Source organism: Blastomonas sp. SL216, from assembly GCA_026625625.1.
Classification (GTDB): domain Bacteria; phylum Pseudomonadota; class Alphaproteobacteria; order Sphingomonadales; family Sphingomonadaceae; genus Blastomonas.
In genome coordinates, this window is the sequence record CP113055.1 from 3,550,150 (window position 1) to 3,571,925 (window position 21,776).

At 64.1% G+C, this 21,776-nt stretch carries 16 protein-coding genes; 8 read left to right on the forward strand and 8 right to left on the reverse strand.

Going from position 1 to position 21,776, the window contains the following annotated elements; all coding sequences use genetic code 11:
• Window positions 1–11: 11 nt before the first annotated feature.
• Window positions 12–1,115 (forward strand): NADH:flavin oxidoreductase/NADH oxidase, encoded by a 1,104-nt coding sequence (locus OU999_16790; GenBank protein ID WAC23372.1) that lies wholly within the window; start codon window positions 12–14, stop codon window positions 1,113–1,115.
• A gap of 69 nt (window positions 1,116–1,184) precedes the next feature.
• On the opposite strand, the gene OU999_16795 is transcribed toward OU999_16790, so the two are convergent.
• Entirely contained in the window at window positions 1,185–2,219 is a 1,035-nt protein-coding gene (locus OU999_16795; GenBank protein ID WAC23373.1) for a hypothetical protein, read from the reverse strand.
• Between the two features lie 135 nt (window positions 2,220–2,354).
• Window positions 2,355–2,999: a YoaK family protein gene (locus OU999_16800; GenBank protein ID WAC23374.1), complete on the reverse strand. Its 645-nt coding sequence runs from the start codon at window positions 2,997–2,999 to the stop codon at window positions 2,355–2,357.
• Between the two features lie 285 nt (window positions 3,000–3,284).
• Between OU999_16800 and rpoB the strand changes: the two genes are divergently transcribed.
• Both rpoB and rpoC read left to right on the forward strand, forming a co-directional pair.
• Window positions 3,285–7,463, forward strand: coding sequence for a DNA-directed RNA polymerase subunit beta (gene rpoB / locus OU999_16805; GenBank protein WAC23375.1), 4,179 nt, complete (start codon window positions 3,285–3,287; stop codon window positions 7,461–7,463).
• A gap of 140 nt (window positions 7,464–7,603) precedes the next feature.
• Window positions 7,604–11,821, forward strand: a complete 4,218-nt coding sequence (gene rpoC, locus OU999_16810) for a DNA-directed RNA polymerase subunit beta' (GenBank protein ID WAC23376.1) — start codon at window positions 7,604–7,606, stop codon at window positions 11,819–11,821.
• A gap of 103 nt (window positions 11,822–11,924) precedes the next feature.
• Here rpoC and OU999_16815 read toward each other — a convergent pair whose 3' ends face one another.
• The 4 genes from OU999_16815 to OU999_16830 form a co-directional block, all read right to left on the reverse strand.
• Entirely contained in the window at window positions 11,925–12,494 is a 570-nt protein-coding gene (locus OU999_16815) for a DsrE family protein (GenBank protein ID WAC23377.1), read from the reverse strand.
• Window positions 12,495–12,524: 30 nt separating this feature from the next.
• Complete coding sequence (locus OU999_16820; GenBank protein ID WAC23378.1) at window positions 12,525–13,979, reverse strand: hypothetical protein; 1,455 nt, start codon at window positions 13,977–13,979, stop codon at window positions 12,525–12,527.
• 169 nt (window positions 13,980–14,148) lie between these two features.
• Window positions 14,149–14,748, reverse strand: a complete 600-nt coding sequence (wrbA, locus tag OU999_16825) for an NAD(P)H:quinone oxidoreductase (GenBank protein WAC23379.1) — start codon at window positions 14,746–14,748, stop codon at window positions 14,149–14,151.
• A 78-nt stretch (window positions 14,749–14,826) separates the two neighbouring features.
• Window positions 14,827–15,537, reverse strand: a complete 711-nt coding sequence (locus tag OU999_16830) for a pirin family protein (GenBank protein WAC23380.1) — start codon at window positions 15,535–15,537, stop codon at window positions 14,827–14,829.
• A gap of 112 nt (window positions 15,538–15,649) precedes the next feature.
• Between OU999_16830 and OU999_16835 the strand changes: the two genes are divergently transcribed.
• The 3 genes from OU999_16835 (at window position 15,650) to OU999_16845 (ending at window position 18,964) form a co-directional block, all read left to right on the forward strand.
• Window positions 15,650–16,558, forward strand: a complete 909-nt coding sequence (locus tag OU999_16835; GenBank protein ID WAC23381.1) for a LysR substrate-binding domain-containing protein — start codon at window positions 15,650–15,652, stop codon at window positions 16,556–16,558.
• A 274-nt stretch (window positions 16,559–16,832) separates the two neighbouring features.
• Window positions 16,833–17,534: a response regulator transcription factor gene (locus OU999_16840; GenBank protein WAC23382.1), complete on the forward strand. Its 702-nt coding sequence runs from the start codon at window positions 16,833–16,835 to the stop codon at window positions 17,532–17,534.
• 164 nt (window positions 17,535–17,698) lie between these two features.
• Window positions 17,699–18,964, forward strand: coding sequence for an MFS transporter (locus OU999_16845; protein WAC25458.1), 1,266 nt, complete (start codon window positions 17,699–17,701; stop codon window positions 18,962–18,964).
• On the opposite strand, the gene rsmD is transcribed toward OU999_16845, so the two are convergent.
• Together rsmD and OU999_16855 are read right to left on the reverse strand one after the other, a co-directional pair.
• Entirely contained in the window at window positions 18,915–19,484 is a 570-nt protein-coding gene (gene rsmD, locus OU999_16850; protein ID WAC25459.1) for a 16S rRNA (guanine(966)-N(2))-methyltransferase RsmD, read from the reverse strand. The genes OU999_16845 and rsmD overlap by 50 nt on opposite strands.
• 18 nt (window positions 19,485–19,502) lie before the next feature.
• Window positions 19,503–20,318: a pseudouridine synthase gene (locus OU999_16855; protein ID WAC23383.1), complete on the reverse strand. Its 816-nt coding sequence runs from the start codon at window positions 20,316–20,318 to the stop codon at window positions 19,503–19,505.
• A 99-nt stretch (window positions 20,319–20,417) separates the two neighbouring features.
• On the opposite strand from OU999_16855, the gene OU999_16860 reads away from it, so the two are divergent.
• The gene (locus tag OU999_16860) at window positions 20,418–20,846 is read left to right on the forward strand and encodes a response regulator (protein ID WAC23384.1); all 429 of its coding nucleotides are present in this window, start codon (window positions 20,418–20,420) and stop codon (window positions 20,844–20,846) included.
• A gap of 60 nt (window positions 20,847–20,906) precedes the next feature.
• A complete protein-coding gene (locus tag OU999_16865) occupies window positions 20,907–21,695 on the forward strand; it encodes a DUF1223 domain-containing protein (GenBank protein WAC23385.1) in 789 nt (262 codons plus the stop codon).
• Window positions 21,696–21,776 lie beyond the last annotated feature (81 nt).

The window sequence follows — 21,776 nt, forward strand, 5'->3', positions numbered from 1 at the left end:
GGACATTCCATATGACCGACATCCCCCTGTTCACCCCGTTCACGCTCAAGTCCGTGACGCTGCGTAACCGCATCGCGGTCTCGCCGATGTGTCAGTATTCTGCCGAAGACGGCGTGCCCAATGACTGGCACCGCTCGCATCTCGTCTCGCTGGCGCGCGGCGGTGCAGGGCTGGTGGTGGTCGAGGCCTCGGGCGTTTCGCCCGAAGGCCGGATCACGCCGGGCTGCACGGGCCTGTGGAACGACGCGCAGCGCGATGCGTTCGCGCCGATCGTCGCCGAGATCAAGGCGGCAGGGGCCGTTCCCGGTATCCAGATCGCGCATGCCGGCCGAAAGGCCAGCGCCAACAAGCCCTGGGAGGGCGATGACCATATCGCCGAGGGCGATCCGCGCGGCTGGGAGCCGATCGCGCCGTCGCCGATTGCCTTCGGTGGTGGCCTCAACCGCACCCCGCATGAAATGACGCTGGCCGATATCGAGCGTGTGAAGGCCGATTTCGTCGCTGCCGCGATCCGCGCGCGCGATGCCGGGTTCGAATGGCTGATGCTGCACTTTGCGCATGGCTATCTGGCGCAGAGCTTCTGGTCGCGCCACTCGAACCAGCGCACCGACCAATATGGCGGCAGCGCCGAAAATCGCGGTCGCTTCCTGCTCGAGACACTCGAAGCAGTGCGCGCGGTGTGGCCCGAGCATCTGCCGCTCTCGGCGCGTTTCGGCGTCCTCGAATTCGATGGCCAGGACGAGGAGACGCTGGCTGAATCCATCGCGCTGGTGGGCGAGATGAAGGCGCGCGGGCTCGACTTTATCGATGTCAGCATCGGCTTTTCGACCCCTGCCGCGCAGATCCCCTGGGGTCCGGCGTTCATGGCACCGATTGCGCGCCGCGTGCGCGAGGAAACCGGCCTGTCGAACGCCACCAGCTGGTATATCGGCACGTCGGAAAACGCCAATCGCATGGTCGCCGATGGCGATGTCGATCTGGTAATGATGGGCCGCCCGCTGCTCGAAAACCCGCACTGGCCGTATCAGGCTGCGCGCGAGCTTGGCGTCGATAATCCCAGCTGGACGCTGCCTGCGCCTTATGCGCATTGGCTGCAGCGCTATCGCGCCGCCTGACCGCAAAAAGGGGAGGCGGATGGTCCGCCTCCCCAGGATGCGCAAGTCATGTCGTTCCAAAAGCGGCTATCAGGCTGCGCTTTGCAGGCCATAGCTGTTGCGCATCAGGAATAGTGCGCGGCGCTTGCGGTTGGGCCGGGTGCGGAAGGGATTGTCGCGGCTCGGGCGTTGCGCGATCAGCGCTTCCAGGCGGCGATGGTCGATTTCGCTGTCCGCGCTGACCGGGCGCGCCGTGATCGGGCGGGCAATCGGCCGTTCCGTCGTCGGCCGAGCCGCAGGCTGTGCCAGGGTCGGCTGGACGAAGCTCGCCGTGGCCGGGACCGCGGCGCGCGGCGCCGGAGTCATGACCGGGCGGTCATGCGGTCCGGCGAGGCGACCATCGGGCACCGGCGCCGTCACCGGTCGCTCCGCGCCGGGACGAAGGGCATCGCGGGTCCGTGTGCGGCGCAAGGCAATCGCGCCGCCACCCAGGCCGAGCGCTGCGAGCAGAGCCGCCATCCAGCCCCAGACCTCGCCGCCGCCTTCGGGCGCGTTCGACGGGGCAGGGTCATTGGTGGCCGTCTTTTCGGTCACCGGGGCATCGACCAGCGCGCCGCCATTGGGCATCGGCGGCACGGCGATATCCTGCTCGATCATCGGCGAGTCGACCGGTGCGCTTGCCGCCACGGTGGGTCCGCCAGTTTCTGCCACAGGCGCTGCCTGTCTGCTGGCCGGCTGATTGCGAGCGGTCGTCGTGCGGGGCGCAGGCGTTGCGCGCGGAGCAGGACTTGCTTCGACCTCGGCGCTGGGGGCGATCGCCGCGACGGGCATATCGGTCACCACCGGCGGCGCAACCGGGCTGGCCATCGGCATGCCGGGCAGCGACGCTGCGGGCGGCTGGGCCTGAACGGTCGGAGCCTGGGTGGTGCTGACCTGCGGCGTCGTGCCGGGCAGCGCCGTCGTTGGTGCAGAGGACGGCGCGGGCAGGCCCTGGGGCAGCGTCGGCGCAGTGGCCGGGGCGGTGCCGGGCACCATATCCTGCGCCAGCAGCGGGGTTGCGGTCAGGGCAAGAACGGCGGTAATCGCGGCCCTTGCCGGGCGAATGGGGGGCGGTGTGTGTGTCATGGTATCGGGTCAACGTTCAGGCCCCGCCAAAACGTTCACCCCGTTCGGGCGATTTGAGGCCGAATTGACCCGCCGTGCCGACAGGCCGAGGAAAAACGGCTGCAATTCTGACCTGATTTTGCCCGGTTGCGGAGCCTATTCGATGGCAAAGCGCGGCAGGCTGGCGACGCCTGCGAGCAGCAATCCAAGCCCGGCAGAGACCCACAAGGCGACCAGTCCCCAGCTTTGAAAAGCGAGTGCGCCCATCAGCGCCCCGCTGACCAGCCCCGCCCAGAGCAGCAGATAGGGCAGCCATTCGCCGCGATGCTCGCGCTGATGGATGCGCGCGAGCGCCTGGCCCAGCTTGACCAGGGTGCCGGTCATATACGTGAGCCCGATGCTGACCTGGCCCTCGCGCTGGAATGCGGTGTTCTCCGCGCCCATGGCGAGCAGCGTGCAGCCGATCGCGCCCATCGGCATCCCGGCCATCGCCAGCCCCGCCGCCAGCGCCAGCAGTGCAGCGACCAGCGCCACGGTGACGGGCAGCCGCGCGCGGGCAGTGCACCTGTTGCCGATGGCAGCGCCCAGCGTCACGCCCGCCACGAACGTCGCAATCATCCCGGCGGCCATGCCTGCTGCCGATCCGCCGCCGACCGCTCCCACTGCCATGCGGGTCGAATTGCCCGACATGAATGCGGTGAAGAAGCCGCCGGTTTCCAGAAAGCCGATCGCATCGACAAAGCCTGCAAGCCCTGCCAAAGCTGCGGCGAGCATCCAGTGGTGGCGCTGATAGCGTGTCATGGGCATCGGCATAGCGCGCCTTGCGCCACCCTGTCATCCTGTCCCGAGCGGGCAATTGCAAACCCGGTAGGCGTGTTTGACAAGTCCAACAGCGCTGCCTATATGGGCGCTCGATACCGGACGCTTCGAGACATGACAGGTTTGCGCGGACCTGCCGAACGAAGGAAGCCTCCGGGACCATTTAGACGCGATAGGCTGCGGTTCATGAGGCGCTCATGAACTTGCGGCCTTTTGGCGTCTTTGTGCGCCGCGAATCGATTGACACGAAAAGGCGAAGACACGTTTATGGCAACTTCCGCACGAGCATCGGCCGCTACCAAGCCGACCCCGATGAAGCGTATCCGCAAGATCTTCGGTGACATTCACGAAGTCAGCGAAATGCCGAACCTGATCGAGGTTCAGCGCGAAAGCTACGAACAGTTCCTGCGTTCCGATCCCGCGATCGGCTATGTTTCGGGCCTGGAAAAGACGCTGCGCAGCGTGTTCCCGATTCGCGACTTTGCCGGCACCGCCGAACTCGACTTCGTGCATTACGAACTCGAATCGCCCAAGTACGACGTGCAGGAATGCCGCCAGCGGGGCATCACCTATGCCGCGCCGATGAAGGTGACGCTGCGCCTGATCGTGTTCGAGGTCGATGCCGAGACCGAAAGCCGCTCCGTGCTCGATATCAAGGAGCAGGACGTCTATATGGGCGACATGCCGCTGATGACCGCGAACGGCACGTTCGTGATCAACGGCACCGAGCGCGTGATCGTCAGCCAGATGCACCGTTCGCCGGGTGTGCTGTTTGACCATGACCGCGGCAAGACCCACTCGTCGGGCAAGTATCTGTTCGCAGCGCGCGTCATCCCCTATCGCGGTTCGTGGCTCGATTTCGAATTCGACGCCAAGGACATCGTCAACGTGCGTATCGACCGCAAGCGCAAGCTGCCGGTCACCTCGCTGCTCTACGCGCTGGGCCTGAACGACGAGGAAATCCTCGACTATTTCTACGACACCGTGACCTATGAGCGCGGCACCGGCGGCTGGAAGATTCCGTTCGTGGCCGAACAGTGGCGCGGCATGAAGCCGGCGTTCGACATTGTCGATGCCGCAACCGGTGAAGTGGCGTTCAAGGCGGGCGACAAGATCACCCCGCGCGCCGCCACCAAGGCCGCCAAGGATGGCCTGGCCAGCCTGCTGATCCCGACCGAGGAAATCTTCGGCCGCTACAGCGCCTATGACCTGATCAACGAACAGACCGGCGAGATCTATATCGAAGCCGGTGACGAGGTCTCGGCCGAAAATCTGGAAAAGCTGGACAAGGCAGGCATCGACCAGCTCGTGCTGCTCGACATTGACCATGTCACCACCGGCCCCTGGATCCGCAACACGATGAAGGCCGACAAGGCCGACAGCCGCGACATGGGTCTCGATGCGATCTATCGCGTCATGCGCCCCGGCGAGCCGCCGACGCGCGAAACCGCCGATGCGCTGTTCGAAGGCCTGTTCTTCGATGCCGAGCGTTACGACCTTTCCGCCGTGGGCCGCGTCAAGCTCAACATGCGTCTCGAGCTCGACTGCGAGGACACCGTTACCACGCTGCGCCGCGAGGACATTCTGGCCGTCGTCAAGACGCTGGTCGACCTGAAGGACGGCAAGGGCGAAGTCGATGACATCGACAATCTCGGCAACCGTCGTGTGCGTTCGGTGGGCGAGCTGCTGGAAAACCAGTATCGCGTCGGCCTGCTGCGCATGGAGCGCGCCGTCAAGGAGCGCATGAGCTCGGTCGATGTGTCGACCGTGATGCCGAACGACCTGATCAACGCCAAGCCTGCGGTCGCAGCGGTGCGTGAATTCTTCGGCTCGTCGCAGCTGTCGCAGTTCATGGACCAGACCAACCCGCTGGCCGAAGTCACCCACAAGCGCCGTGTTTCGGCCTTGGGCCCGGGTGGTCTGACCCGCGAGCGCGCCGGCTTCGAAGTCCGCGACGTTCACCCGACGCATTATGGCCGTATCTGTCCGATTGAAACGCCCGAAGGCCCGAACATCGGTCTGATCAACTCGCTGGCCTCGTTCAGCCGCGTGAACAAGTACGGCTTTATCGAAACCCCGTACCGCAAGGTGATCGACGGCAAGGTGACCGACGAGGTCGTGTACCTTTCGGCCATGGAAGAGGCCAAGCACACCATCGCGCAGGCGAACGCCGAGCTGAACGAAGACGGCAGCTTTGCCGAGGACATCGTCTCGGCCCGTCAGGCCGGCGAATTCCTGATGGCACCGCGCGACATCATCACGCTGATGGACGTCAGCCCCAAGCAGCTCGTCTCGGTCGCGGCATCGCTCATTCCGTTCCTGGAAAACGATGACGCCAACCGCGCGCTGATGGGATCGAACATGCAGCGTCAGGCCGTGCCGCTGGTGCGCGCCGAAGCGCCGTTCGTCGGCACCGGCATGGAAGAGACCGTGGCGCGCGATTCGGGCGCCGCGATCGCTGCCAAGCGCGCCGGCATCGTCGATCAGGTCGACGCGACCCGTATCGTGATCCGCGCCACCGGCTCGGTGGACTCGGGCAAGTCGGGCGTCGACATCTACACGCTGCAGAAGTTCCAACGTTCGAACCAGAACACCTGCATCAACCAGCGTCCGCTGGTGAAGGTGGGCGACGTGATTGCCGAGGGCGATATCATCGCCGACGGTCCGTCGACCGACCTGGGTGAACTGGCGCTGGGCCGCAACGCGCTCGTCGCGTTCATGCCCTGGAACGGCTACAATTATGAGGACTCGATCCTCATCAGCGAACGCATCGTGAAGGATGACGTCTTCACCTCGATCCATATCGAGGAGTTCGAGGTCATGGCGCGCGATACGAAGCTGGGCCCTGAAGACATTACCCGCGACATCCCGAATGTCGGCGAGGAAGCGCTGCGCAACCTCGACGAGGCGGGCATCGTCTATATCGGTGCAGAAGTGCATCCGGGCGACATCCTGGTCGGCAAGATCACGCCCAAGGGCGAGAGCCCGATGACGCCGGAAGAAAAGCTGCTGCGCGCGATCTTCGGTGAAAAGGCGAGCGACGTGCGCGACACCTCGCTGCGTCTGTCGCCGGGCGTATCGGGCACCGTGGTCGAAGTCCGCGTGTTCAACCGTCATGGCATCGACAAGGACGAACGTGCCCTGGCGATCGAACGCGAGGAAATCGAGCGTCTGACCAAGGACCGCGAAGACGAACGCGCCATTCTGAACCGTGCCACCTATAACCGCCTGCGCGAAATGCTGGTCGGCCAGGTCGCTTCGGCTGCGCCCAAGGGCGTGAAGAAGGGCGTCGCCATTGACGAGGCGCTGCTCGAGGAAGTCGAAAAGCACCTGTGGTGGAAGTTCGCGGTCGAGGACGATGCCGTTCAGGCTGACCTCGAAGCGGTCAAGGCCCAGTATGACGAAGCCGTTACCCGCATCACCGAGAAGTTCGACGACCGTCGCGAAAAGCTGGAGCGCGGTGACGAGCTGGCCCCGGGCGTGCTCAAGATGGTCAAGGTCTTCGTCGCGGTGAAGCGTAAGCTGCAGCCGGGCGACAAGATGGCCGGCCGTCACGGCAACAAGGGCATCATCAGCCGCATCCTGCCGATCGAGGACATGCCGTTCCTGGAAGACGGCACGCATGTCGATTTCGTGCTCAACCCGCTGGGTGTGCCGAGCCGCATGAACGTGGGGCAGATCTTCGAAACCCATCTGGGCTGGGCCGCACGCGGCCTGGGTCAGCAGATTTCGAAGGCTCTGGACGATTGGCGCGAGGCCAATCCGAACCCGGAAGCGGGCGCTCCGCCCGATGCGCTGCGCGAGAAGCTGAAATACGTCTATGGCGAGGATTACGACGCCGAGATCGACAGCCGCAGCGATGACGGCGTGGTCGAACTGGCGGGTCTGCTGCGCAACGGCGTTCCGATGGGCACCCCGGTGTTCGACGGTGCGCGCGAGGCGGACGTGTCGCGGATGCTGGAGCGGGCGGGTCTCGATCCCTCGGGCCAGGTCGATCTGTACGACGGCCGTACCGGCGACAAGTTCGACCGCAAGGTGACCGTGGGCTATATCTACATGCTCAAGCTGCACCATCTGGTCGACGACAAGATCCACGCGCGTTCGATCGGCCCCTACAGCCTCGTCACCCAGCAGCCGCTGGGCGGCAAGGCCCAGTTCGGTGGCCAGCGCTTCGGGGAAATGGAGGTCTGGGCGCTCCAGGCCTATGGCGCGGCCTATACGCTGCAGGAAATGCTGACGGTGAAGTCCGACGACGTGGTCGGCCGCACCAAGGTCTATGAGGCGATCGTCAAGGGTGACGACACGTTCGAGGCCGGCATTCCGGAAAGCTTCAACGTGCTGGTCAAGGAAATGCGCTCGCTGGGCCTGAACGTCGAGCTGAACTCGATCGACGCGCTGCCCGATCCGGATGAAGGTCCGGACGCGCTGCCGGAAGCCGCGGAGTAACAGTACCACCCTCTCCCTGCAGGGGAGAGGGACAGGTGCGAAGCACCAGGGAGAGGGGCCCGAAATTTCCCTCTCCCTCCCAGGCTGAAGCCTGGGCCCCTCCCTCTCCCCTGCAGGGAGAGGGTTGAATGGAGCAGAAAATGAACGAACTGACCAAATTCAACAATCCCGCCGTGAAGCCGGAAACCTTTGACGAGATCCAGATCGGTCTCGCCAGCCCCGAGCGTATCCGTTCCTGGTCCTTCGGCGAGATCAAGAAGCCCGAAACGATCAACTATCGCACGTTCAAGCCCGAGCGTGACGGCCTGTTCTGCGCGCGCATCTTCGGTCCCGTGAAGGATTATGAGTGCCTGTGCGGCAAGTACAAGCGCATGAAGTACAAGGGCATCGTCTGCGAAAAGTGCGGCGTGGAAGTGACCGTGACCAAGGTCCGTCGCGAACGCATGGGCCATATCGAGCTCGCCGCTCCGGTCGCGCACATCTGGTTCCTGAAGTCGCTGCCCTCGCGCATCGGCCTGCTGCTCGACATGCAGCTCAAGCAGCTTGAGCGCGTGCTGTATTTCGAAAGCTATGTCGTGATCGAGCCGGGCCTGACCAGCCTGGAAAAATATCAGCTGCTCACCGAAGACGAGCTGCTCGATGCGCAGGACGAGTTCGGCGAAGACGCCTTCTCGGCTGGTATCGGTGCAGAAGCCGTGCGCCAGATGCTGATGGATCTGGACCTCGAGCAGGAGCGTGCCGATCTGCTGCAGGAACTTGAGACGACCAAGTCGGAGCTCAAGCCCAAGAAGATCATCAAGCGCCTCAAGGTCGTCGAATCGTTCATCGATTCGGGCAACCGTCCCGAATGGATGATCCTGGAAGTCATCCCCGTGATCCCGCCCGAGCTGCGCCCGCTGGTGCCGCTGGACGGTGGCCGCTTTGCGACCTCGGACCTGAACGACCTGTACCGCCGCGTCATCAACCGCAACAACCGTCTGAAGCGGCTGATGGAACTGCGCGCGCCGGACATCATCGTCCGCAACGAAAAGCGCATGCTGCAGGAAGCTGTGGATGCGCTGTTCGACAACGGTCGTCGCGGCCGCATCATCACCGGTGCCAACAAGCGTCCGTTGAAGTCGCTGTCCGACATGCTCAAGGGCAAGCAGGGCCGCTTCCGTCAGAACCTGCTCGGCAAGCGCGTCGACTATTCGGGCCGTTCGGTCATCGTGACCGGTCCGGAACTCAAGCTGCACCAATGCGGCCTGCCCAAGAAGATGGCGCTCGAGCTGTTCAAGCCGTTCATCTACGCGCGTCTTGACGCCAAGGGTCTGTCGATGACCCTGAAGCAGGCCAAGAAGTGGGTGGAAAAGGAGCGCAAGGAAGTCTGGGACATCCTGGACGAGGTGATCCGCGAACACCCGGTGATGCTCAACCGCGCACCGACGCTGCACCGTCTGGGCATCCAGGCGTTCGAACCCGTGCTGATCGAGGGCAAGGCGATCCAGCTGCACCCGCTCGTCTGCTCGGCCTTCAACGCCGACTTCGATGGTGACCAGATGGCCGTCCACGTTCCGCTCTCGCTGGAAGCCCAGCTGGAAGCGCGCGTGCTGATGATGTCGACCAACAACATTCTGTCGCCCGCCAACGGCAAGCCGATCATCGTTCCTTCGCAGGACATGGTACTGGGTCTGTATTACCTTTCGATGGACCGCGAAGGCGAGCCGGGCGAAGGCATGCTGATGGCCGATATCGCCGAAGTGCATCAGGCGCTGGAAGTGGGTGCGGTGACGCTGCACTCGAAGGTCATCGCCCGCGTTCCGCAGACCGATGAACAGGGCAACCAGTATCTGAAGCGCTACCAGACGACGCCGGGCCGCATGCTCATCGGCGAATGTCTGCCCAAGAGCCACAAGGTGCCCTTCGATGTCGTCAATCGCCTTCTCACCAAGAAGGAAATCGGCGACGTGATCGATCAGGTCTATCGTCACACCGGCCAGAAGGACACCGTCCTGTTTGCCGATGCGATCATGGGCCTGGGCTTCCGTCACGCCTGCCGCGCCGGCATCTCGTTCGGCAAGGACGACATGATCATTCCGGACAGCAAGGAGCGTCTGGTCGATGAGACCCGCGCGCTGGTGGCTGACTATGAGCAGCAGTACCAGGACGGTCTGATCACCCAGCAGGAAAAGTACAACAAGGTGATCGACGCCTGGAGCCGTTGCGGCGACCAGGTCGCGAACGCCATGATGGAAGAGATCAAGGCGACCCCGAAGGACGAGCATGGCCGCGAAGCCCCAGTCAACTCGATCTACATGATGAGCCATTCGGGTGCGCGTGGTTCGCCGGCGCAGATGAAGCAGCTTGCCGGTATGCGCGGCCTTATGGCCAAGCCGTCGGGCGAGATCATCGAAACGCCGATCATCTCGAACTTCAAGGAAGGCCTGACCGTTCTGGAGTATTTCAACTCCACCCACGGTGCCCGCAAGGGTCTGGCGGATACGGCGCTCAAGACGGCGAACTCGGGTTACCTGACCCGCCGTCTGGTCGACGTGTCGCAGGACTGCGTCATCGTGCAGGAAGACTGCGGTACCGAGCGGGCGCTGGAAATGCGCGCGATCGTGCAGGGCGGTTCGGTCATCGCCTCGCTGGGCGAGCGTATCCTGGGCCGTACCCTGGCCGAGGACATCGTCGATGCGAAGTCGGGCGAAGTCGTTGTTGCCAAGGACACGCTGCTCGACGAAGCCGCTGTGGCGTCGATCGAGGCTCTGGGCATCCAGGCAGCGCGCATCCGTTCGCCGCTGATCTGCGAAGCGACCCAGGGTGTTTGCGGCAAGTGCTATGGCCGTGACCTGGCGCGTGGTACCCCGGTCAACATCGGTGAAGCTGTCGGCGTTATCGCTGCGCAATCGATCGGTGAACCGGGCACCCAGCTCACCATGCGTACCTTCCACATCGGTGGCGCGGCGCAGCTCAATGAGCAGTCGAACCTCGAAGCGGTGGCTGATGGCACGCTGCAGTATCGGGATATCCCGACCATCGTGAACAAGCGCGGTCAGCGCCTGTCGCTCGCCCGTAACGGCGAAATCGCGATCGTCGACAAGGAAGGCCGCGAACGTGCGGTCCACCGTATCCCGTACGGCACGGTGCTGCTGGTCGACGACAATGGCCCGGTGAGCATTGGCGATCGCATCGCCGAATGGGATCCGTTCACCATGCCGGTGATCACCGATACCAGCGGTGTCGTGAAGTATCAGGACCTGCTGGACGGCAAGACGCTGGTCGAACAGACCGACGATGCCACCGGTATCGCGCAGCGCGTGGTCGTGGAATTCCGCGGATCGAGCAAGGCGAAGTCCAAGGAAGACCTGCGTCCCCGCCTCACCCTGCTGGATGAGGGATCGGGCGAAGCAGCGCGCTACATGCTCGCTGTGGGTGCGATGCTCTCGGTCGAGGATGGCCAGAAGGTCGAAGCCGGCGATGTTCTCGCCCGCGTCAGCCGCGAAGCCGCCAAGACCCGCGACATCACCGGCGGTCTGCCGCGCGTGGCCGAACTGTTCGAGGCGCGCAAGCCCAAGGACAATGCGATCATCGCCAAGGTCTCGGGCCGCATCGAGTTCGTCCGTGACTACAAGGCCAAGCGCAAGATCGCGATCCACCCGGAAGAGGGTGAACCGGTCGAGTATCTGGTGCCCAAGTCCAAGGTCATCGACGTCCAGGAAGGCGACTATGTCAAGAAGGGCGACAACCTGATCTCGGGCTCGCCTGATCCGCACGACATTCTGGAAGTGCTGGGCGTGGAAGCGCTGGCCGAATATCTGGTCAGCGAAATCCAGGAAGTCTATCGCTTGCAGGGCGTGAAGATCAACGACAAGCACATCGAGGTGATCGTTCGCCAGATGCTGCAGAAGGTCGAGATCACCGATGGCGGCGATACCACGCTGCTGCCAGGCGAACAGCTCGATGCCGAGGAAATGAACGAGGTCAACGCTCGCCTGCCCGCAGGCAAGAAGTTTGCCGAGGGCAAGCCGGTGCTGCTCGGCATCACCAAGGCCTCGCTGCAGACGCGTTCGTTCATCTCGGCTGCGTCGTTCCAGGAAACCACCCGGGTGCTCACCCAGGCGGCGGTGGAAGGCAAGCGCGACTCGCTGATCGGCCTGAAGGAAAACGTGATCGTGGGTCGTCTGATCCCGGCAGGCACCGGTGCGGGCATGGCGCGCATCCGTATCGCCGCGAACAGCCGCGATGCCGCGCTCCGCGCGCAGCAGCGTGCGCTGCAAAAGGCGATGGCTGCTGCAGACGAACTGGCGGCAGCACCCGCTCCGGCCCCGGCTCCTGTGGCCGCCGAAGCCGAAGCGGTGGACAGCGACGCCGAATAAGCATCGATCACTCCGCCCGGCTTCACGCCGGGCAGAGCAAGCACAAGAACCCCGCCGGAAGCGCATTCCGGCGGGGTTTCTTGTTTCTGCGCTGGCGATACCGTCAGAACGGATTGAGCGTATAGCCCTGCTGCTGCAGCAACGCATGCGCGGTCATCGCAGACAGGGACATCCTGACGCCGGGGGCGAGCTGATCGCGCTTGATGCCCAGCGCCGCAGCGCTCTGGCCGCACAGGATGAACCGCACGTCATGCTGTGACAGCGCCGCGATCGCGGCAAGATTGGCATTGGCTGCGCCATCATGCTTGGCGGCATAGGTCGCGGCATCGGTCAGGTCGAACGCGGCCTGGCCATGCACCACCACCGCGAGCCGGATCGCCTCGCGCGGAACGCCGGCTTCGACATGCATGTTGATGAAGCGCGCGGCGCTTTCGATGGTGCTGTTGATGCTGCCCGGCTTGCCCGGATCACTGGCATCGAAGACGATGCTGAACGTCGCCTCTGCGGGGATCGGGGCATGCCCGTCGACGCTCGCCACCGCTCCGAAATCCGGGATCACCGTTCCGGCATGGAACCCCGGGCGCATGGCCTCTTGTGCGCCAGCCGAACCATTGGCGGCCCATCCGCCCAGTGCAAGAGCGGCCAACGCCGCTCGCGTGAATGTCGATCGCATGTTCATCTCCCTTGGCAAGGGAGAGGCATGTCACGAATTGCTGTCCGATGCACCGTCCTTGGTCGATGCCGACCCCGCCTCCAGCATCTTGCGCGCCAGGTTCGCGAGTTCCGCATTATGGGGATGGTTCAGCAATGGGGTGAGGGTCGTTTCGGCGGCTTTGCTGTTGCCCGTGCGGATGAAATATTCGGCCAGAGTCAGCCGGTTGCCGGTGTCATAAGGCGCAAGCTGCAGCGCCTTTTGCAGACCCTGCACTGCCATTTCCGGGGGCTTCCTGCCCTGTGCCGCATAGCTACGGTAAAAATAGGCAAGCGGAATGGGATTGTCGTTTTCAGCGGCGTTGGCGGCGGAGATCGCCGCGCGCACTTCGGGCCAGAGACTTTGCTCGTCGCTGGCCTTGCGGAAGAGCGCGAAAATCTTCTGGACCATTGCGCCGACGTTTGTCGGTTGCCTGGCAATTGCCTTGTCGGCCGCGGAAATGGCGGCATCCTCATTCCCGGCATCGAATTCGGCTTCCGCTAGCGCGGTGAGCACGAACGGATCGTCGGGATAAAGCGCTGCGACCGTACGCGCATCGGCCAGAACCTCGGGTGCGGTTTCCTTGTTCACGCCGCGCTTCGATCGCATCACGACTGGCAGTATCGCGGCCTCGCCCTTGCCCAGCATGCGAATGGTGATCGGCTGGCTGACGATCTTGTCCGGCCGAAGGTTGAGATAGGTCAGCCGACGCCGCTTCATATAGGCGGTCAGTTCCTTGTCCAGCGCATCAAGATCACCAAAGGCGCCAACCGCAGCGGCGACTTCGCCCTCGCCGGCATTGATCCTTTGCAGATAACTGGCCATCTGCCCCGCTCTGGCGTCTGAGAAGGTCAGATAATGGAACAGCAGCCAGCTGCGACCGTAAAACGCGTCATAGCGCTTTGACGCATTCTCGCGATATTTGCGCGTGTCCAATAGCAGATCGAGCGGTACCTCCTGCGCCAGAGCGAGTTCAGCCGCGCGGTGGTCCGCCGGAAGGCCGAGGCCGACACCGCCGCTGCTGTCAAACTTGGCGGTGGAATAGAATTCGGCAAACCCTTCCTGCAGCCACAGGGGCGGCGAGCCCGAAAACACGCTGAACATGAAATGGTGGGCGTATTCGTGCAGCAATATCTGTTCGTCCCGCGACACTCGGTCGCTCTGGCTGTCATCCTCGACCTGCGGAACGAAAGCTACCGACCCGCCCGCGCGAGGAAGATAGAAGCCTCGAACAAAACGGCTGCCGTCGCCCATCAGCTTGCGGACCTGACTGGCATCGCGAACGACGAAGACCGTCAGCCGGTTGGAGGGCGAGGTCGGTTCTTCGGGCAGCTTGTAGATGAAGCGCATGGCCGAGCGATAGCGCTCCAGCATGTCGGTAAATTCGCGAATGTCGCCTTCGCTCTGGTCAGCATAGACCAGGAAATTGGGGCTGGAGGCTTCGTGCCATTCGGCGTGAGCGGGCATGGCCGCAGCCCAAAGCACGGACAGGATGATCGCAATCCGCCGCAATCCAACCCGCATCACTCTCGCTCTCCCTTGCACAGTCTGCGAAGCTAGGCAGATGCCAAACCGCCCGCAATCCCCCCAAAGGAGGGGATGCGGGCGGCTGCTCCCGAGCGGGCGGGGGAGGGGGTCAGGCGGTCAGCTTGGCGGCGGTGCGGGCAACCTTCGCGCCAAGATAGCGGGCACCGTCGAGATCGGCCTGATGCGGCTGGCGCGATCCGTCGCCGCCGGCAATCGTGCTGGCGCCATAAGGCGATCCGCCGATGACCTCGTCATTGCTCAGCTGGCCCTGATAGCCATAGTCCAGGCCGACAATGGTCAGACCATGGTGCAGCAGGTTGGTCAGGATCGAGAAATGCGTCGTTTCCTGGCCGCCATGCTGACTGGCAGTCGCGGTGAACGATGCGCCGACCTTGCCGACCAGCGCGCCCCTGGCCCACAGACCGCCGGTGCGGTCCCAGAAGGCGGCCATCTGGCTCGACATGCGGCCAAAGCGCGTGCCGGTGCCGACGATGATGGCATCATAATCCGCCAGCTCTTCGGGCGTCGCCACGTCTGCGGCCTGGTCCAGCTTGAAATGGTTGGCGCGGGCAACGTCTTCCGCGACCGTTTCGGGGACGCGCTTGATCGTCACGTCCGCGCCTTCGCCGCGCGCACCTTCCGCAACGGCCTCGGCCATCGTCTCGATATGGCCGTAAGTCGAGTAATAAAGCACCAGAACCTTTGCCATGGAAATTCTCCTTCGTGAAATCGGGGATGAAAGGGTGCCCCGCCGCCCGAGGGGGAAGGCGGCGGGGCGGGGGAGGGATCAGTGGGTACGGGTTTCCGCGATCAGGAATTCGGCATCTTCATCCGCCGTGATCGTGATCTCGGTCTCCTGCGTGATTGCAGCGGCATCGCGTTCGCCAATCTCGACACCGTTCACGGTCACGCTGCCGGCCGAGACCACCAGATAGGCGGCATAGGCCGGATCGATCCGGTGGGTGATGCTGTCACCCGATGCCAGGGTGGCACCGGACAGCCGCGCATCGGCCCGGATCATCAGCGCACCGGCCATGATGTCCTCATCGCGGCCACTGGCGAGCACTTCGAGCTTGCCCGAACGTTCGCCCTTGGGGAACTGCTTGGCGTCCCAGCGCGGCGCACCACCGACAGCATCGGGGATGATCCAGATCTGGAACAGCCGGGTTTCCTCGTCCTCCAGGTTGAACTCGCTATGCGCCACGCCGGTTCCCGCGCTCATCACCTGAACGTCGCCCGCTTCGGTGCGGCCTTCATTGCCCAGGCTGTCGCGATGGGTGATCGCGCCGGTGCGGACATAGGTGATGATTTCCATGTCGCGGTGCGGATGGGTGGGGAAACCGCTTTTGGGGGCGATCTCGTCGTCATTCCAAACGCGCAGGGCGCCCCAGCCCATGCGGGCCGGATCATGATAACCGCCGAACGAGAAATGATGGCGGGCATTGAGCCAGCCGTGATTGGCGTGACCCAGGGTGGAAAAATCGCGTTTCTCGATCATGTCACTTGCTCCTTGCTGGCAGCGGCTTTTCGACCGCGCCTTGGCTTGAGCAACAGATAGACTTTGGCTATCGTTTCCAAAATAGCCAGTTTGGAAAAGGATTGTTTCCGAAATGCGTCTTCCTGATTTTGAGGCCTGGGCGGTTTTTGCTGCCGTGGCCGATACCGGCAGTTTCACCGGCGCGGCCGAAGCGCTCAGCCTGTCCAAGGCCAAGGTCTCGAAAGCGGTTTCGCGGCTGGAGGCGGAACTGGGCACGGTCCTGTTCCACCGCACCTCGCGCCGACTGTCCTTGTCTGCGGCAGGGCGCTCGCTGGTCGATCATGCCCGGCGCATCCGCATGGATGGCGAGGCGGCGGTCGAGGCGGCGCGTGACGAGGCGGTGCTGCTCTCCGGTACGGTGCGCATCGCGGTGCCGATGAGCTTCGGCCTGCGCGCCGTCGCACCGCTGGTCGCGCAGTTCATGGCGCTGCACCCCGGCATACTGATCGACATGCATCTGTCCGATGCACGGGTCGATCTGGTCGAAGAGGGGTTTGACCTCGCGCTGCGCATCGCCGTGCTGCCCGACAGCAGCCTGCGCGCGATCCGCTTGCGCCCGGTGCGCATGTACATCATCGCATCGCCCGATTATTGCACGCGCCACGGCACGCCGCAGCATCCGGCCGACCTCGATGCGCACAAGGCGGTCCATTATGCCAACTCCGCCCAGCCAGGCGTATGGCCGCTCACCGGAGCAGACAGCGCGCGCGTGCTGGCAAGGCCGCGCGCGGCTTTGATCGTCAACAATGCGGATGCCGCCTTGCCCGCCGTGTTCGATGGCCAGTGCATCGCCGCGCTGCCCGATTTCTTCTGTGAGGCCGGGCTGGCCGATGGCCGGCTGGTCCGCCTGTTGCCCGACTGGCGGTTCGAGCCATCGACACTGAGCATCGTCACCCCGCCCTCGCCGCATCGCCCCGCGCGGGTGGAAGCGCTGATCGCCTGGCTGCGCCCCAGGCTGATCGGGGAGCTGCAGGCAGAGTGAAAAATCGTGTTGCATCGTGTTACCAATTGGAAACCAATTGGCGTTAATCACCAAAATGCGACGAACCGAAAGGGGTCGCCCAACCGGCTGAAAAGGGAGTCTTTTTGCGATTCCCCGGCGGCGCCATGCCCGCGCGACTCGCGGATTCAGGCCGGTTAACGCGAAATTAACCTTTTGCCCCCAAAAAAATTATGGTTAATGTTTTCCTCGTCGATCCGTTCTTGGGTCCAGATGACTGAACGGTGCCGATGGCACGGGCAAAAAGGGGCTGCACATGCGGGTGCTTTTGATCGAAGATGAGCCGACAACGGCCAAGGCCATTGAGCTGATGCTCACGACCGAGGGCTTCAATGTCTACACGACCGACCTCGGCGAAGAAGGCCTGGATCTGGGCAAGCTCTATGATTACGATATCATCCTGCTCGACCTGAACCTGCCCGACATGCACGGCTATGACGTGCTGAAAAAGCTCCGCGTCGCCAAGGTGCAGACGCCGGTGCTCATTCTGTCCGGCATTTCGGAGATGGACAGCAAGGTCCGGTCGTTCGGCTTCGGTGCCGACGATTATGTGACCAAGCCTTTCCACCGCGAAGAGCTGATCGCCCGTATTCACGCCGTGGTGCGCCGTTCCAAGGGCCATTCGCAAAGCGTCATCCGCACCGGCAAGCTGGCGGTCAACCTCGACGCCAAGACCGTCGAGGTCGATGGCGCCCGCGTGCATCTGACCGGCAAGGAATATGCGATGCTCGAGCTGCTTTCGCTGCGCAAGGGCACCACGCTGACCAAGGAAATGTTCCTGAACCACCTTTATGGCGGCATGGACGAACCCGAACTCAAGATCATCGACGTCTTCATCTGCAAGCTGCGCAAGAAACTGGCGCTGGCCTGTGGTGGCGAGAATTATATCGAGACCGTCTGGGGGCGCGGCTATGTGCTGCGCGATCCGGAGGCCGATGGCGAAGTGATCGCTGCCTGATTTTTCCCTGACTACCTTCACTCTTCTCATCTTCCCATAAAGGGGTCGCAGGCGACTGTGGCCCCTTTTGGGCGTCTCCGCTCAGCTACAGCGCAAGGCGCGCTTTTGCTTGCCAAGTCCGCCCCCCGCGTTAACGGTGCCTCGCCGGGGAAAGGGGAAGAATGATGCACCCATTTCGCACGCATCAGCGTGTGCTGACAGCGTCGCTGGTCGGCACTGCGGTCGAGTTCTACGATTTCTATATCTATGCGACCGCCGCCGCGCTCGTCTTCGGGCCGCTGTTCTTCCCGGCAGAAAGCGCCTCTGCGCAGCTGATGCTCAGCTATATGAGCTTTGGCCTCGCCTTTTTCGCCCGGCCTGTCGGCGCCATCGCCTTTGGCCATTTCGGCGATCGTATCGGGCGCAAGTCGACGCTTGTCGCCTCGCTGATGCTGATGGGCGGATCTACGCTGCTGATCGCGTTTCTGCCGACCTGGCAGATGGTGGGCTGGGTCGCGCCGCTGCTGCTGTGCATCCTGCGCTTTGGCCAAGGCTTCGGCCTGGGCGGCGAATGGGGCGGCGCAGCCTTGCTGGCGGTGGAAAACGCCCCGCCGGGATGGGCGGCCCGCTTCGGCATGGCGCCGCAACTGGGCGCGCCTGTGGGGTTCATTGCCGCAAACGGGCTGTTCCTGCTGCTGGGGCTGAACCTTACCGAAGAACAGTTCATCAGCTGGGGCTGGCGCGTGCCGTTCCTGGCCAGCGGCATCCTGGTCGGGCTGGGGCTGTGGGTGCGGCTGAAGATCACCGAAACCCCCGATTTTGCCCGCGTGCTCGAGGCAGAGCGCCCGGCAGCGGTTCCGGTCGCCGAACTGCTGCGCCATCACCTGCGCGCCACCCTGTCGGGCACGTTCGCGGTCGTCGCCTGCTTTGCGATCTTCTACCTCTCGACCGCCTTTGCCCTGGGCTATGCCACCACCGCGCTGGGGCATGACCGCACCAGCTTCCTGATCGTGCAGCTGGGCGCCATCCTCTTCCTGGCACTGGGCATCGTCGTCTCCGGCTATCGTTCGGATGCGACCAGCAGCGGGCGTGTGCTGATGATCGGCTGCGCGGCGACCATCGGCGTCGGGCTGATGTTCGGGCCGCTGCTCGGCTCGGGTTCGCTCTGGCTGGCCTGGATCGCGCTGTCGGTGGCGCTGCTGGTCATGGGCTTTGTCTATGGTCCGCTAGGTGCGTGGTTGCCGCAGCAATTTCCCGCCCGCGTGCGCTATACCGGCGCATCGGTGGCATTCAATGGCGGCGGCATCATTGGCGGCGCTGTCGCCCCGATCGCCGCGCAGGCGCTCGCCGACCGGGGCGGCGCGGACGCGGTAGGGCTGTATCTCGCCGCTGCAGGTTTGGTCAGCTTTGCAGGTCTATGGGCGCAGCGGGGGCGGGCCGCAACAGCGTGAGCTTCGCCTTGCCGACGACGCGTTCTGTGTCGATTTCGAACCCGGCAATGTCGAGCGTTTCCTTGGCGGAGGTTTCCAGGCTGATCCAGCTCGACGGCGCGAACCAGCCTAGCCGGTTCAGCTTGTCGAGCGCCACTGCGCCTGCACCAGTGCCATAAGGCGGGTCGAGCAGGATCAGGTCGAATGGCTTGATGGCGGGCCCCAGCGACAATGCGGAGCTCGGCCGGACCTCGCACCGCGCATCGGCTTCGAGCAGGCGGATATTGGCCTTGAGCACGTCGATCGCTGGTCGGTCCTGTTCCACGAACACGCACCGCTGCGCTCCGCGCGACAGGGCTTCGAGCCCCAGCGCGCCCGAGCCTGCGAACAGGTCAAGCACCGCCAGCTCCTCGAACGAGCCGAGGCGGCTCGTCAGCATCGAGAACAAGGTCTCGCGGGTACGATCGGCGGTGGGGCGGGTAGTGTCGCCTGGAGGTGCCTTCAGCTTGCGGCCCCGCCATTCGCCCGAAATGATGCGCAGCATCCTAGCGTTTCACTCTCATTTCAGCGTCTTCCTGAACGTCACCACATCGTGCCTGCGCACCTCGTCGACCGCGCCGACATCCAGCCCTTCCAGCAGGAAGGGGCCATAGCGCGTGCGGATGAGGCGCGAGACCTTGAGCCCGAGATGTTCGAGCACGCGGCGCACTTCGCGGTTCTTGCCCTCGGTCAGCGTCATCTCGATCCAGCCGTTGCGGCCGGTCCGCCGTTCGAGATTGGCGTCGATCTTGCCGTAGCGCACGCCTTCGATGGTGATGCCGTGGATCAGGTCCTCGAGCTGCGTCTGGCTGACCTCGCCAAAGGCACGCGCGCGATAGGTGCGCTCCACGCCGGTAGCCGGCAGCTCCATCTGGCGCTTCAGTTCGCCGTCATTGGTCATCAGCAGCAGGCCCTCGGTATTGAGGTCCAATCGCCCTACAGGCATCATGCGCGGCGCATCGGGCGCAACCTTGGCCAGGTGCTCGTAAATGGTCGGACGACCGGTAAAGTCGCGCTCTGCGGTCAGCAGACCGGCAGGCTTGTGGAAGCGCCACAATTTGGCGGGCGCTGGCTCCTTGACCGGCTTGCCATCAACGGTGATGCCGTTGAGGCTGGTCAGCACCGTGGCGGGCGTGGTGATGACCACGCCATCGCGCGCGACGCGTCCGCCCTCGATCATCCGCTCGATCTCGCGGCGCGAGGCGATGCCGGCGCGCGCCAGCAGCTTGGCGATGCGCTGGCCATCACCCAGCGTGGAGGTGCGGGCCTTGGGCGGTGCGGCGCGCGGCGAGGGGCTGTCGTCGAGCGGATCGAATTTCGGTTTCCGGGGGGGCATGGGCGCTGCTATAACGTCGAAGGGCGCTTGCGGGAACGCAAGAATTGATCCTCGCGTATTTACCTTTCCTGCCGCTCCGCCCAGTCAGAAAGTCGCCTCATGCTGTTTTCGCGGTTCACCCGTTCGATCGAAACCATCCTGATCGTCGAGGACGAGCCGTTGATCGCCTTTGACAATGAACTGCGCGTGGTCGATGCGGGCTATCGCGTCGCCGCGACGGTCGATACCGAGGCGGAAGCGATCGCGGTGCTGGAGCGCGAACCGATCCATCTCGTGCTGGCCGACGTCAACCTCTCGCGCGGCGGCAGCGGGGTGGAAGTGGCTCGGGTCGCCAGCGAACGCGACATTCCGGTGCTGTTCGCGACGGGAACCTGTCCCGGCCATGCCAAGCAATATGCCATCGGCTGCCTGATCAAGCCGTATAGCGCGGCAGAACTGGTCAAGGCGATCCATGCGGTCGATCTGCTGATCCGCGGCAAGACGCCCAAGGCGATGCCCAAGCCGCTCAACCTCTATCCGGCGGCGTAACCGGCTGACCAGAGCCAGCGAATATCGCGGCCATGGAGCGCAGTGCGCGCGGACAAGGACATGGCGATGTTGAAAATCTGGATTCCCATGCTGGCGCTGGCCGGTCTCACCGGCTTCGTGCTGATCGAAGGGCGTGCCGACCCGTCTGCCGCTGCAGCGGTGCAGCGCGTGGCGGCAAGGCCGGTGGCGACATTGTCGGCGGCTGGCCCGGTGGTGGCAGAGCTGTTCACCAGCCAGGGCTGTTCGTCATGCCCACCCGCCGATGCGGTAGCTGCACGGCTGGCACGCGATCCCGCGATCCTGGTGATCAGCCGCCCGGTGACCTATTGGGACCGGCTCGGCTGGAAGGACAGCCTGGGCCGCGAGGAGAACACGCGGCTGCAGCGCCAATATGGCGACCGGGCCTTTGATGGCGCGAATATCTATACGCCGCAGCTGGTGGTTGATGGCCAGGCACAGGCGGTGGGGTCGCAAGAGGCCAGGGTACGCGCCCTGATCGCCAGCGCCGCGACCGCGCGCCGCAACGCAGGTCTCAGCGTCACGCTGGCAGCGGGCAACGCCGGCACGCGCACGGTGCGGCTCGATGGGCCCAGGGGCCAGAATGCCGAGCTGGTGCTGGTGGCGCTGGCGGCCGGGCGCACGATCAGCATCGGCAGCGGCGAGAATGGTGGGCGGCAGGTGCACTACACCAATGTCGTGCTGGCCGAGCGGGCGCTGGGGCGCTGGAGCGGCGGCGCGCACAGCGTGACCATCACTCCCGATATGCTGCGCCAGACGGGTGCGGATCGCCATGCCGTGCTGGTCCGCCAAGGACCGGGCGGTGCGGTGATCGGATCGGCGGTGATCTGACGCCGCCCGGCAGCGCAAATCCCTCTGGCGTAAATCGCTGGTGCCGCTAGTTTCCTGCCCCGGGACACGGGAAGGGAAAAG